Source organism: Flavobacterium saccharophilum (assembly GCF_900142735.1).
Lineage (GTDB): Bacteria > Bacteroidota > Bacteroidia > Flavobacteriales > Flavobacteriaceae > Flavobacterium > Flavobacterium saccharophilum.
In genome coordinates this window covers 188,714-203,055 of record NZ_FRBY01000002.1, presented here as the reverse complement: position 1 = coordinate 203,055, position 14,342 = coordinate 188,714, and the positions used below count along the sequence as shown (strand labels likewise).

Here is a 14,342-nt window from a genome sequence, read left to right as displayed (position 1 = left end):
AATGCCTATGTAAAAACAGTATGCATAAAAAAAGTGCCGAAATGCTGTAACATTATCGACACTTATAAAATTGAATTCCTCTCTGTAAAGAGCAATTCAGTACGTTTCTTAAAATACACGCGAACAGTATTAATCAAAACAAACCAAAATTATGAAAAAACCAGTTGTTAAACAACGATTACTCCATCGAATCATGAAAATAACGCTATTTCAGTTTGTCTTAGCACTTGTGTTTTCAAGTGTTACAATGGCAAACAGTGTAAATGGGCAAAGAAAACTAGATACAAAAGTCACAATTACAGTTGCAAATTTAACTTTAGACAATGCATTATCTAAAATAGAAAAATCCGCACATGTAAAATTTTCTTATAATTCAAGATTGCCGCAATTAAATCAAAAGGTTAGTATTCAGGCAAATGAAGAAACTTTGTCTAGTATTCTTAACCGAATTTTAGTACCATTTAATATTACTTACTCAGAAGTTAGTAATCAGATTATTTTGCAAAAAAATGCGATTTCAGATCCACTTTCAAATGCAACTAATCATGATTCACTATTTGAAATATTTGCTGGACCGACGATTAAAGGAAAAGTTACCGATGCAACCGGAAGTCCTTTACCTGGGGCAACAGTTATGGCTAAAGGAACCAAAATTGCAGTTTTGACTGATTTTGATGGAAACTTTTCTATTGAAATGCCAGCCAATAGTACTGTAATCGTCATTTCTTATGTTGGAATGGAAACTAAAGAAGTTGGAATTTCAAATACAAATCCAACAATCGTTTTAACTGAACTTGGTCAAAATTTGAAGGAAGTTGTTGTGACTACAGGTTATGAGAAAACTTCAAAAAGAACTTTTACAGGAGCAATAAGTAAAATCTCAGGAACTGAATTGAAAGTTGATGGGGTTGTTGATGTTAGCCGAATGATTGAAGGTAAAGCAGCTGGGGTTACAGTACAAAACGTAACAGGAACTTTTGGTACGGCACCTAAAATCACGGTTCGTGGATCTTCTTCTATTTTTGGAGACACAAAGCCTTTATGGGTAATTGATGGTGTAGTTCAGGAAGATATTATTAATATGTCATTCGCAGATTTAGCCTCTGGAAATTCAGAAACACTATTGAGTTCATCAGTAGCGGGTTTAAATGCAAATGATATTCAAAGTATTGAAATTCTTAAAGATGCATCTGCAACCTCAATTTATGGTTCAAGATCATTAAACGGAGTTGTAGTTGTAACAACAAAGCAAGGTCGTAGAGATTCGCCTTTAAAAATATCATATGGTTTAGAACAAACGGTTCGAACAGTTCCAAACTACAGCCAATATGATATTTTAAATTCTCAGGAGTCTATGAGTATTTTTAAGGAGATGGAAGCCAAAGGTTATCTTGATTTGCCTTCAACAGTAAATGGGAGATATGGTGGAGCATATAACATTTTAGGAAGAGCAATAAACACATATAACCCTACGACAGGAAATTATTTAGTGAATAATGACCCTGTTAGCCGTAATAATTTTCTAAGAAAATATGAAATGGCTAATACAGATTGGTTCGATGTTTTATTTAGACCATCCATTACACAAAACCACTCTTTAAGTTTCTCTGGTGGAGGAAAAAACAACACATTTTATGCCTCATTAGGCTACTATACAGATCCGGGATGGACGATTGCAGATGATGTAAAACAAATTTCAAGTAACATCAAAGGGACATTTTATGTAAACGATAAATTGAATATTACCTTATCTACATTAGCTTCTATTCGCGATCAGGGTGCGCCGGGAAGTTATGAAAGTGAGAAAGATGTCGTTTTTGGTAAAGTAACACGTGATTTTGATATCAACCCATTCAACTATGTATTAAATACGAGCAGAACCTTACGTCCTTATGACGAAAATGGTAATCTGGAATACTACAGAAATAACTGGGCAAAAATGAATATTGTAAACGAATTGGCCAACAATTATATGGAAATTGAGGTAAAAGATATCCGTTTTCAATTGGATTTAGATTACAAAATATCACCACACTTAACTTATAATTTAACAGGTTCAGCGCGTTACGCAAATACAAGCCGTGAGCATAAAATATTAGAAGGTTCAAACGTTGTTGGAGCTTACAAAGCCGGAACACCAGATGGTGAAGATGGAGTGAATACTCTTGTTAGAAATGATAATATCTTTTTATATCAGGATCCTAACGATTTAAATGCTCCAAAAGTTTCTGTTTTACCAAATGGTGGTTTCTTGAGGAAATTCACTAACGACATGACATCTTATAACTTAAGGAATAGTGTTAATTACAGAAATACATTCAGTGATAAACATGAAGTAGAAGGTTTGTTTGGAACTGAGATGAGAGTGGTAGACCGATCTAGCGATAATTTTACCGCGGCAGGTTTACAATACGACAGAGGATTAACAGCATTTACAGACCCAAGAATAATTGAAAAAATAATCAATGGAGGAGATTCATATTATGGTTTCAATGAAGAAAAAGAAAGAACAGTTGGTTTCTTTGGGAAAGTAGGTTACACTTACGATCGTCGTTATACGGCATCTGTTACAGGGCGTTATGACGGATCAAACAGACAAGGAAATAGTGATTCATCAAGATGGCTTCCAACGTATACTTTTAGTGGAAAATGGAATGTTGCTGAAGAAAAATTCATGAAAAATGTTGAATCAGTAAACACTTTAGCATTAAGAGCTTCGTATGGTTTAACTGCTACAGCGGGGCCTGCAACAAATTCTTTGGCAATCTACAAAAGTGCTGTAACGGATCGTTTTAATCTTGATGACAGAGAAACAGGAATTAGAATCGATGAATTACAAAATTCAAATTTAACTTGGGAAAAACAATTCGAAACTAACATCGGTGTTGATCTTGGAATGTTTAATAACAGAGTTCAGTTTACTACTGATGTTTATAGCCGTAAAGCATTTGACTTAGTGGATTATGTAATTACTTCCGGAATTGGCGGACAAAGAATAAGACAAGGAAATAATGCTGATATGGAAACTAAAGGTTTAGAGGTTGCATTTACAACTAAAAACTTTGATAATAAAGATTTTAAATGGTCTACAACACTTAATTTTTCAGTTTATAACCAAGAAATTACAAGACTGGAAAATACACCAACGGCATTTGATTTAATTGATGCGAATGGAGGAAATACAGTTGGACACCCGAGAAATTCATTGTATTCATACCAATTTACAGGTCTAAACAACCAAGGCCTTCCGACCTTTATTTTGCAGGATGGAGCTGAAAATAATATTACAGAAGCCAATTTTCAGGACAATTTAAATGTTACAAAATATTTAAAATATGAAGGATCAATAGAACCTAATAAATCGATTGGTTTAGCTAATACATTTACCTACAAAAACTGGTCCTTATATGTGTTTTTTGTTGGGTCAGGAGGAAACAAAGTTCGCTTGAATCCAATTTACGATAGTACTTATGATGATTTAACTGTATTTACTAAAGATTTTACAAACCGCTGGATCAATCCTGGAGATGAAAATTTTACAAATGTTCCAGTTATCGCTGACAAACGTCTGAATGCTAATTATGATGGGGCACGTAACCTTGCAAAAGCATACAATACATACAATTATTCAGATGTACGTATTGCAGATGGTGATTTTGTCCGATTAAAAAATATATCATTGAGTTGGGAATTTCCTAGTGATTTCAAGAGAAAAATTGGAGTAAGTACGTTTACTTTAAAAGGATCTGCGGTTAATCCATGGTTACTTTATTCTGATAAAAGATTAAATGGTCAGGATCCTGAGTTTCGTAATTCTGGAGGAGTTGCTTTACCAGTAACATCTCAATACACATTTACTTTAAACCTTTCATTATAATAGTCAAAATCATGAAAAACTTAAAAATAACATTATCCCTTTTAATACTTATATGTATTTCAAGCTGTGATGATTTCCTATCTGAAAAACCAGATAACAGAACTGAAATTGATACGCCTGCAAAAATATCAGAATTATTAGTGGAAGCTTATCCTCAAATGAGTTATTTTGAAATTGCCGAAACAATGTCTGATAACGTTTTTGATAGTGGAATGCCTGAAACATTGGCAAATAACGAGCAGAATTATAACTGGCTGATTCAGACAGAAACGACAAATATTGATACACAGGCTTACTATTGGGATGCATGCTATAAAGCAATCGCCCATGCCAACAAAGCTTTGCAGGCCATCGAAGAATTAGGAAATCCAACAAGTCTTAATCCGCAAAAAGGAGAAGCACTGATCGCAAGGGCTTATTCTCATTTTATGTTGGTTTCACTTTGGTCTAAGCGTTACAATCCAGATACTGCTGCATCAGATTTAGGGATTCCGTATGTGACAAAACCAGAAACGGAATTATTGACTAAATACAAAAGAAATACTGTTGCCGAAGTTTTTGATTTTATTGAAAAAGACATCGAAGAAGGTTTAAAATATGTTACAAATGATTACAAAGAGCCAAGATTTCATTTTAATGTAAATGCATCAAAAGCTTTTGCGAGTAGATTCTATTTAGTAAAAGGAGACTGGGACAGAGTTATTGAATTGTCAGATGATTTAGGGGCAAGACCAGAAGGTAAACTAAGGGATTTTTCTACTTATGAATCTATAGGTGTAGAAGATCAGCAATTAAAATATGGAAGCAGCAATGTTGAAACAAATTTGTTGATTGTTTCTGCAAATTCAATTGTGAGCAGAGTGTATTCTTTAAACCGTTTTAATCTCTCAGGTATAGGTCGCCCGGAAATTTTTGGAGGAACTACAAACCTTTTTGGAAAAGCTTATTATTATAACTTTTATTCGTCAAATGGTAGTATTACCTTATTTCTTCCAAAGTTTTATGAGTATTTTAAATATTCAAATGTAACTGCTGGAATTGGAGATCCCTATGTTGCCGAAGTTTTGCTTAGTAACGATGAGTTTTTCTTAAACAGAATAGAAGCTCACGTTATGAAAGGTCAAATAGATCTGGTAAATGAGGAATTAGAGTACTTTTTAGCAACCAGAACACCAACATACGACAGTACAACAGATAAGTTGACTGAGGCAAGAGTAGTAGCGAAATTCCCAGTTGTTCCAGACGAATACACACCATTTTATACAATGACACCTGTACAAACCTCTTATGTAAAAGCAATTGCAGAAACAAGAAGAAGAGATTTTATACATGAAGGATTGAGATGGTTTGATATAAAGCGTTTTAACATTGTGGTTAAACATGAAACGTCAAACAAACCTGTTAATATATTAGTAAAGGATGATAATCGTAGAGCGTTGCAAATTCCACTTCATGCATCGAATACAGGAGTAGAATTAAATCCTAGATAATCTTAAAATTTAAAATTATGAAATTATTAAAATATAATAAAATTGCGGTTTTAGCAATAGTTTCGATGGCTCTAATTTCATGTGCTGGAGATGATCAACTGAAAGAAAGTCAATTAAATTATACACAGCCGGTAAAAACAAGCTTGGATAATTGGATAACAACTAATTATTTAAATCCATATAATATTAATGTTCAGTATAAATGGAATCAAAATACCGTTGATAATAGTCGTTATTTATTTCCTCCAACAATTAATAAAGTAAAGCCTGCACTCGAAATTGTACAGACAATATGGCTTAAAAGTTATGCAACAATTGGAGGTCCGGATTTCGTGAAAAAAATAGCACCAAGAGAGATTGTTTTGGTAGGAGGGGTAAATTTAAATAGTGTAGGTACCAGAACTTTAGGTTTGGCCGAAGGCGGACAGCGAGTTACCTTGTTTGAAACTGATTATATCGATCAATCAAATCGTGCAAATGTGTCTGAGTTTATACATACAATTCAGCACGAGTACATTCATATTTTAAATCAGAATAAACCATTTGATGAAAAAGCATGGAAACTCCTGACGCCAGGAGGTTATACGGCAGATTGGTATAATTATGCAATACCGGAATCAAATGAACTTGGATTTATCACGAGTTATGCAAGGTCAAATATCAATGAAGATTTTGCAGAAACCGCTTCGATGATCCTAATCTATTCTAAAGCGGAATATGCTGCGTTTTTAGCGGGTATTCAAAGTCCGACAGCTCTTGCTGCGTTAAAAGCAAAAGAAGCCATCGTGGTAAAGTATTTCAAGGAAGCTTTCAATATGGATTTCTATGCTTTAAGAGATGAGGCCGAAAAAAACACAACAGCTGTAATAAATAATTAAAAGAACTATTATGAAAATAAAACACCTATATAAGTATTTATTTGCAGCACTTTTAGTTCTGCATTTGAGCAGCTGTAATGATAATACAGATGCTGAACAAAAGTTTGACCAAACGCCGACAGAGCGTTTAAATGCTCAAAAAGGAGAATTAAATGACTTATTGCTTTCTTCAGAATTTGGATGGAAAGCCGTTTATTTTACAGATAACACGGTTTTAGGCGGATATACGCATTTATTTAAGTTTGCCAAAGACGGAACTGTTCAAATGGCTTCAGATTTTGATAGTGATACTAAGACTTATAAAAGTGAATACGAAATTCAGTTAGGTAGTACTGTTAGTGTCGTTTTTACCACTAAAAACAGAATTCACCTTTTATCAGACTCCAATAGTTATCCAATTCCTTCGCTCGAAGCAGAAGGATATTTGGGAGATTTTCAGTTTTTGTATTATGGACAAGAAAATGGAGATATTGTTTTTAAAACAAATAGAAACAATCGAGAATTACGTTTTGTAAAAGCAACAGCCGAAGATTGGACAGATCTGTCAGAAAATCTTATAATGGAGCAAAATGTTATAGGTGGAGAAGACAGACCACTTTTTAGACTGCTTGAAACTAATGATGGTACAGCTATCCATAAATTTGATTTCTCATTTACGGCGGCAACTCGTTTTGCTGAATCAAATTCTATTGAAACGGGGTATTCTGTAAGTTATAATATGGGAGTTGGATATACTCCAACCGGAATTGTAGTAAGTCCTGCCGTTGAAGTTGGCGGACAAAAATTAACCAATTTTACTTATAGTGATACGGATGGGAGCTTTACAGCAACTGGTACAAATGGTGTCAGTGCTGTTATAAAATACACAGACAAGCCTTTGGCTCTTACTGATGATTATAAATTATTACTTCCCGGGCAACCATTAGGCTGGTTTGGATTCTTTATAGATGATTACACTGTAGAAGCACCTACTAATTCCCCATTATTTTATGCAGAAATAGAAAAAATTAATGCAGCCTTACCAGAGGGGCAAAGTATTTCAACGATTGAAATCTATAGTAATAGCAGGATTGGAACCTTTATTTATTACAGTTTTGTGAGAAGAGCACCATTACAGCATTTTGTTACTGTTGAAGAAGATGAAGCAGGTAAAAAGATGGTCCTTAAACATAAATCATGGAACGGAAATACAACGGTGGCAACACCCGCAATCCTTGCAAGTTTTGATAAATATTTGATGGATCCGGAGGGGATTTATGTGAAAAAAGAAAATTTCAGATTAGTTTATTCTGAACCGGTTTATACCTTCACTAGTGCGTCAAGTCCATTTAGAATGACGACATGGAAGCTTAATTAAGAATTTTTTAGTTTTGATTTTAATTTTTGGAGGAAGGGCAGCTCAATTTTTGAGCTGCTTTTTTTATTTCAGTAAAGAGTAATATGTATTTTACCGACGAAATTGCGATAGAAATCAATGATGAATAAAATAGGAATACGAAGAAAATAATAATATCTTACATATGTTTTCTTTTTATATAAAAGTTAATTGTACTTAAGATGTTCAGTTTTATCATTATCGATTTTTACTGGCGAAAAGCTTATTTTTATTGACTTGGGGAGTAATGTAGGGCATATATTGTTTGTGGTTTTATTTATTGAGACTGCCATTTTTAGTAAGTTTTGAGATAAATAGGGATACGAGTTTTTAAATATGTAAAATGTAATGTTGATAGGTTATTGCGATTGTTATTTTTTTAAAAAGGGAATTATCATATATTTGGCAAGTCATTCATAGCAGGAATAGCTACAAATAAATATTAAAATTAATTTTGAATATGAAATTACTAGAAGGAAAAGTTGCCATTATAACGGGCGCTAGTCGTGGAATTGGAAAAGGAATTGCTGAAGTTTTTGCTAAGCATGGAGCAAATGTTGCTTTTACATATAGTTCATCTGCTGCTTCTGCAGAGGCATTAGAAGCTGAATTAAATGCTTTAGGAGTTAAAGCAAAAGGATACCAATCGAATGCGGCCGATTTTAATGAAGCGCAAACTTTTGTTGATGCTGTTTTGGCTGATTTCGGAACAGTTGACATCTTAATTAACAACGCCGGAATTACAAAAGATAATTTATTGATGCGTATGTCAGAGGCTGATTTTGATCAGGTTATTGATGTGAACTTAAAGTCAGTATTTAATATGACTAAAGCGATTCAAAAGACTTTCTTAAAACAACGTGCAGGTTCTATTATTAATATTAGTTCAGTAGTTGGAGTTTCAGGAAATGCTGGTCAAACAAATTATGCAGCGTCTAAAGCAGGTGCAATTGGTTTTACAAAATCTGTTGCTTTGGAGTTAGGTTCTCGTAATATTCGTTGTAATGCAATTGCTCCGGGCTTTATTGAAACGGAGATGACTGCAAAATTACCTGAAGATGTGGTAAAAGGATGGAGAGACGGAATTCCATTGAAACGTGGAGGAACTACTGAAGATGTTGCAAATGCATGTCTTTTCTTAGCTTCAGATATGAGTGCTTATGTTACAGGACAAGTACTTAATGTTTGTGGAGGAATGCTTACCTAAGAAGCTAAGGTTCTAAGTTGCTAAGATTCTAAGGTTTTAGTAATCAGTTTTTATTTTATTCTCGAATGAAACTGGAACCGAATAGTCTCATATGATGACTTTTTAAATCTGATTACTGTAAACTGATACTGAATACTAAATAAATATGACTACAAATACGATTCTATTATTATTGCTTTCTTTAGTAATAGCGGGTGGTTTGTCGTATTTTCAATATTATTTTAAAGCCAAAAACAAATCCAATGTGATTGTGTTTTTGGCTTTTTTACGTTTTCTGGCTATTTTTGGATTGTTGGTTTTATTAATAAATCCGATCGTTTCTAAAAATTCACTTGAAATCACCAAAACGCCTCTGGCAATTGCAGTTGATAATTCGAGTTCGATAACAGCTTTAAAATCAGATAAAAAAGTTGCTGAATTATATCAAAAAATAGTTTCAAATCCTGCGCTTCAGGAAAAATTTGAAATTCAGTCTTATCAATTTGATGCCGATTTTAAACCTTCAGATAAATTTGATTTCAAAGGAAAGCAAACCAATCTTGATGAAGTCGCCAAGAATTTAAAAAGCATCAATAAAAATCTGATTTTTCCAACGGTTGTAATTACAGATGGAAATCAGACTACAGGAAACGATTATGTATATCGTTTTGATCCTGCCAATAAAGTTTATCCTTTGGTTGTAGGAGATACAACTACTTTTTTTGATTTAAAAATCAATCAGCTTAACGTAAATAAATACGCATTTCATAAAAATAAATTTCCTGTTGAAGTTTTTCTTCAATATGCCGGAGACAAAGCTACAACGGCAGATTTTACAATTTCACAAGGAAATTCAGTTGTTGCAAAAGAGAAAGTTTCTTTTTCTCCTTCTAAAAAAACAGCTACCGTAAATTTACTTTTACCTGCAGATAAAGTGGGATTGCAAATTTTTAAGGCAACCATTTCATCCAACGCAAAAGAGAAAAACAGCTACAATAACATCAAGAATTTTGCCGTTGAAGTAATTGATCAGAAATCAACTATTGCTATTGTTTCTGCTATAAATCACCCAGATATTGCATCTTTAAAACGTTCAATTGAAGTTAATGCACAACGTAAAGTGATTTTGGTTAAGCCAAATGATATTAATCAATTACAAGACGCTACTGTTCTGGTTTTGTATCAGCCAACAACAGCTTTCAAAGCTATATTCGATAATAACAAATTAGCGGGAAGAAATACTTTTATCATCACAGGAAACAATACCGATTTTAATTTTTTAAACCAACAACAGAACAATTTGGTTTTTAAAATGAGTGGACAAAGGGAAGATTATTTATCCGAATTTCAATCTCAGTTTAATTTGTTTGCCATTGAAGATTTTGGTTTTGAAAATTTTCCACCGTTACAGAATTTATTCGGAACAATTTCAACAAATGGAAATGTCTCTGTTTTGCTTTCTTCAAAAATTAGAAACGTTGCTACAAATGCACCTTTATTGGCTTTCGCCGAAAATCAGGGAAAAAGAACAGCTTTTTTATTAGGAGAAAATAGTTGGAAGTGGCGTTTACAAAGTCATATTGATAATCAGTCTTTTGAGAAATATGATGTTTTTACAGACAAAATTATTCAATACTTGGCTTCATCAACTTCTAAGAAGTCATTAGTGGTAACACATGAAAGCTTTTATAATTCAGGAGAAGCAATTGCAATTAACGCGCAATACTTCAACAAAAATTATGAGTTTGATGAAAAGGCAAGACTTACTATTACAGTTACAAACGCCGAAACAAAACAAAGCAAAAATTACGATTTGTTAAAAGGAAATAATTCGTTCTCTGTGAATCTCGACGGTTTAACAGCCGGAAAATATAATTTTTCTGTAAAAGAATTAAACTCAAACACATCTTATTCAAGCCATTTTGAAATTCTGGATTTCGATATCGAAAAGCAATTTGTAAATCCTGATGTTTTAAAGTTGAAACAATTGGCCTTACAAACCAACGGAAAAGCTTTTTTCGAAAATCAGGCCGATGATTTAATTAATGCACTTTTAGAAAATAAAGAATACAAGTCGATCGAGAAAAATATTTCGACCAAAACTCCGTTAATTGATTGGGTTTGGTTATTAATTTTAATTGCAGCTTTATTGACTACGGAATGGTTTGTTAGAAAGTATAATGGATTGCTTTAAAAGAGGTACAAAGAAGCAAAGGCTCATAGGTTCAAAGGTTTTGTAGTTTGTGCTTAACCTGAAATTTTAAACATGACACGAGGCTCTAGCCGAATTGGCGAAGCAAACAAAAAGAACAAATACTATGGATTTCAGGCTAAAAGTATTCTACACCGTTGCACTCCGCTTAAATTTTACTAAGGCGGCAACGGAATTATACATTTCCCAGCCTGCAGTTTCAAAACACATTCAGGAACTCGAGGAAACCTATAAAACCAAACTTTTTGAACGAAATGGTTCAAAAATCGCTTTGACTCCCGCAGGAGAAATTCTTTTAAAACATACCAAAAACATTTTTGAAATTTACAGGGAAATCGATTTTGAAATGAGTTCATTTATCAACGAACGCCAGGGATTGCTGCGATTAGGGTCAAGTACTACCATTTCTCAATATATTATTTCTCCCGTTTTGGCACGATTCCATCAGAAGCAGCAAGATATCAAGGTTAATCTGCTAAATGGAAATACAGAACAAATAGAAAATGCTTTAATCAATAAAGAAATAGAAATTGGAATTGTTGAAGGACAGTCGAAGAATCAGTCTATTAAATACATTCCGTTTTTAAAAGACGAATTGGTTTTGGTTTGTAGTACCAAAAATCCTTTGGTTAAACAGAATGAAATTTCATTGGAAGATCTAAAAGCAATGAAATTCATAACGCGCGAAAGGGGTTCTGGAACACTTGAAGTTATAGAATATGCTCTAAAACAATTAAATGTAAAATTTACTGATTTGCAGATCGAAATGCAATTAGGAAGTACTGAAAGTATAAAATCATATTTACTAAACTCAGATTGTTTTGCTTTTATGTCAATACATGCAGTAGATAAGGAACTTAAAAATAATGAGTTAATTGTGTTAGATGTAGAGAATCTTGCTATCGAAAGATATTTTTATATTATTACTTTACTTGGAAAATCAGATCCGTTATCGGAGTTGTTCATACAAAACATTTCATCCTACTATAATTTAAAGTTATAGTCAATTGCATTTTACGATTGGTGTTTTCAATTTATATAGCAGACCTTTGTATAATAATTATCAAGTAGCCTATTTTGAAAACAAAACAACATTCCGAAACTTATTTATTCGCAGTTAATCTTTATTTCCAGCAGGCAGTTTTTGCCTTGGTAATTGGTTTGTGTTTGTTCTCTATTATTTCTCCTCCAATTGCTTTACTATTGGGTGTTTTGGTTGTAAATATTTTCGGGAATCCATTTGCTGCATTCAATCAGACAGCGATTACTTTTTTATTACAATTCTCAGTGGTAGGTTTAGGTTTTGGAATGAATGCTCTATCAGCTATTTCAGCTGGAAAAGAGGGCTTTTTATTAACTGTTTTTTCAATTTTTAGCACTTTGATTTTCGGAACCCTTTTAGGTAAATGGCTTAAAACGGATAAAAAAACATCACATTTAATATCGTGCGGAACAGCAATTTGTGGAGGAAGTGCTATTGCAGCAATTTCTCCGGTAATAAAATCACGTGAAAATCAGACTTCAATTGCTTTGGGTATTATTTTTATTCTGAATTCTATCGCTTTATTTATTTTTCCGTTTATTGGGCATCAACTTAATTTATCTCAGAAAGATTTTGGTTTGTGGTGTGCTATTGCAATTCACGATACCAGTTCGGTAGTTGGTGCTGCCAACAAATATGGGGCTGAGGCCTTACAGGTCGCAACAACGGTAAAATTAGCCAGAGCTTTGTGGATTATTCCCATTTCGCTTGGAACAGCAGTACTTTTTAAAAATCAACCCGGAAGCGTCGGAACAAAAATAAGGGTTCCATATTTTATAGGTTTGTTTATTCTGGCAATGCTTTTTAATACATACGTGCCAGAAACGGCGCTTTTTGCTCCATATATTGTGAGTATTGCTAAAGTTGGTTTAACCATAACTTTGTTTTTAATTGGGGCAACTCTAAATGTAAATACTTTAAAATCAGTAGGAGTAAAGCCTTTGCTGCAAGGAGTTTTTCTTTGGATATTTATTGCAACTTTAAGTTTGGTGGCAATTTTGTATTTTAGTTAATACAATTAATTTATGAATAATTGCAAAAATGATTTTATTGCAATTATATCTTTAAAAACCTGAAAAAAATTAAATTAATACATTCTTAGTTGGTTTCCTTTTGAATTTCCTTTAAATGAGATAAATTTGCCCCCTCAAACAAATTTAAAAAATGAAAAACATTAAAATGAAACCAGGACTAATTGCTTTTCTTGCGTTAGGAATTGGATTTTTGACCTTATCATGGGGAATCGTTGGTCACGAGCGTATTAATAAAGCAGCAGTAATGGCTTTACCTCGTCCAGTACAAATATTCTTCTACAATCATATTGACTTTATTACGCAGGAAGCTTCTGTTCCGGATATTCGTAAATATGCACTGAATTATAAAGACGAAAATCCGAGGCATTATTTTGATATGGAAAACTTTGGCTCTGCTGATAGCCTGCCACAAACCATGGAAGAAGCAAAGAAAAAATACAATGCAAAATTCCTAAATGATAACGGAATTTTACCTTGGTACATTGAAGATATGATGGCTAAATTAACAAAGGCTTTTAAAGATAAAAACAGAGCAGAGATTTTATTTCTTGCTGCTGATTTAGGACATTATATTGGTGATGCTCATATGCCATTGCATACTTCTGCAAATCATGATGGACAATTGAGCGATCAAAAAGGAATTCATTCACTTTGGGAAAGCAGATTACCTGAATTGTTTGCCAGGAATTATAAATTAAATGTTCCACAGGCACAATATTATGGAGATGTTCATAAGGCAGTTTGGGATATGATTAATGATACACATAGTTTAGCTCAACCGTTATTAGACATAGATAAAAAACTAAGAACTGCAACACCTGAAAATCAGGTTTTCAAGATGGATACTGATGGAAAAGTTTTGAAAAGCAAGTACAATACTTCTGTTTTCTCTGAAGATTATGCTAAAAAACTACATAAAGAATTGAACGGAATGGTCGAAAGCCAAATGAGAAAAGCCATTGCAGCAACAGCTAGTTTTTGGTACACTGCGTGGGTAAATGCGGGAAAACCTGACTTAAGCGATTTAGATTCATCAGCAGTGACGCAAAGAAATAATCAAGCTTTAAAAGATGATCTGGAATTGTATCAAAAGGGAGATCTTTTTGGAATGCAGAATCAAAATGATTAAAAATTTTGTTTCAAGTTTTTTTTGTTTCAGGTTTCAAGTTGAAATGAGGAACATTAACTCAAAATAAAGCCTCAAATTCTTATTGAATTTGAGGCTTTATTTTTGTCAATCGTAGTAAA

The 14,342-nt window shown here is 33.2% G+C and carries 9 protein-coding genes; all 9 read left to right on the top strand.

All coding sequences use genetic code 11. The features are described from left to right. Positions 1–151: 151 nt before the first annotated feature. The 9 genes from BUA98_RS06325 (at position 152) to BUA98_RS06285 (ending at position 14,223) form a co-directional block, all read left to right on the top strand. The gene (locus tag BUA98_RS06325; RefSeq protein ID WP_072970788.1) at positions 152–3,877 is read left to right on the top strand and encodes a SusC/RagA family TonB-linked outer membrane protein; all 3,726 of its coding nucleotides are present in this window, start codon (positions 152–154) and stop codon (positions 3,875–3,877) included. Between the two features lie 11 nt (positions 3,878–3,888). Further along, on the top strand, positions 3,889–5,367 hold the full coding sequence (locus tag BUA98_RS06320; RefSeq protein ID WP_072970787.1) for a RagB/SusD family nutrient uptake outer membrane protein: 1,479 nt from the start codon (positions 3,889–3,891) through the stop codon (positions 5,365–5,367). A 17-nt stretch (positions 5,368–5,384) separates the two neighbouring features. Beyond that, a complete protein-coding gene (locus BUA98_RS06315; protein ID WP_072970786.1) occupies positions 5,385–6,245 on the top strand; it encodes a substrate import-associated zinc metallohydrolase lipoprotein in 861 nt (286 codons plus the stop codon). Positions 6,246–6,255: 10 nt separating this feature from the next. Then, positions 6,256–7,602, top strand: a complete 1,347-nt coding sequence (locus BUA98_RS06310) for a DUF4302 domain-containing protein (protein WP_072970785.1) — start codon at positions 6,256–6,258, stop codon at positions 7,600–7,602. Between the two features lie 478 nt (positions 7,603–8,080). Beyond that, positions 8,081–8,827, top strand: a complete 747-nt coding sequence (gene fabG / locus BUA98_RS06305; RefSeq protein ID WP_072970784.1) for a 3-oxoacyl-[acyl-carrier-protein] reductase — start codon at positions 8,081–8,083, stop codon at positions 8,825–8,827. A gap of 145 nt (positions 8,828–8,972) precedes the next feature. Then, on the top strand, positions 8,973–11,000 hold the full coding sequence (locus BUA98_RS06300; protein WP_072970783.1) for a hypothetical protein: 2,028 nt from the start codon (positions 8,973–8,975) through the stop codon (positions 10,998–11,000). A gap of 124 nt (positions 11,001–11,124) precedes the next feature. Continuing rightward, the gene (locus tag BUA98_RS06295) at positions 11,125–12,021 is read left to right on the top strand and encodes a LysR family transcriptional regulator (RefSeq protein ID WP_072971760.1); all 897 of its coding nucleotides are present in this window, start codon (positions 11,125–11,127) and stop codon (positions 12,019–12,021) included. Positions 12,022–12,095: 74 nt separating this feature from the next. After that, entirely contained in the window at positions 12,096–13,073 is a 978-nt protein-coding gene (locus BUA98_RS06290; protein ID WP_072970782.1) for a YeiH family protein, read from the top strand. Positions 13,074–13,224: 151 nt separating this feature from the next. Next, complete coding sequence (locus BUA98_RS06285) at positions 13,225–14,223, top strand: zinc dependent phospholipase C family protein (RefSeq protein ID WP_072970781.1); 999 nt, start codon at positions 13,225–13,227, stop codon at positions 14,221–14,223. The last annotated feature ends 119 nt before the right edge of the window (positions 14,224–14,342 follow it).

Excerpts from the sequence above, each read along its gene's own strand:
- BUA98_RS06310 (WP_072970785.1), top strand. The coding sequence starts at position 6,256 with ATGAAAATAAAACACCTATATAAGTATTTATTTGCAGCACTTTTAGTT.
- BUA98_RS06315 (WP_072970786.1), top strand. The coding sequence starts at position 5,385 with ATGAAATTATTAAAATATAATAAAATTGCGGTTTTAGCAATAGTTTCG.
- BUA98_RS06295 (WP_072971760.1), top strand. The coding sequence starts at position 11,125 with ATGGATTTCAGGCTAAAAGTATTCTACACCGTTGCACTCCGCTTAAAT.
- BUA98_RS06320 (WP_072970787.1), top strand. The coding sequence starts at position 3,889 with ATGAAAAACTTAAAAATAACATTATCCCTTTTAATACTTATATGTATT.
- BUA98_RS06300 (WP_072970783.1), top strand. The coding sequence starts at position 8,973 with ATGACTACAAATACGATTCTATTATTATTGCTTTCTTTAGTAATAGCG.
- fabG (WP_072970784.1), top strand. The coding sequence starts at position 8,081 with ATGAAATTACTAGAAGGAAAAGTTGCCATTATAACGGGCGCTAGTCGT.
- BUA98_RS06285 (WP_072970781.1), top strand. The coding sequence starts at position 13,225 with ATGAAAAACATTAAAATGAAACCAGGACTAATTGCTTTTCTTGCGTTA.
- BUA98_RS06325 (WP_072970788.1), top strand. The coding sequence starts at position 152 with ATGAAAAAACCAGTTGTTAAACAACGATTACTCCATCGAATCATGAAA.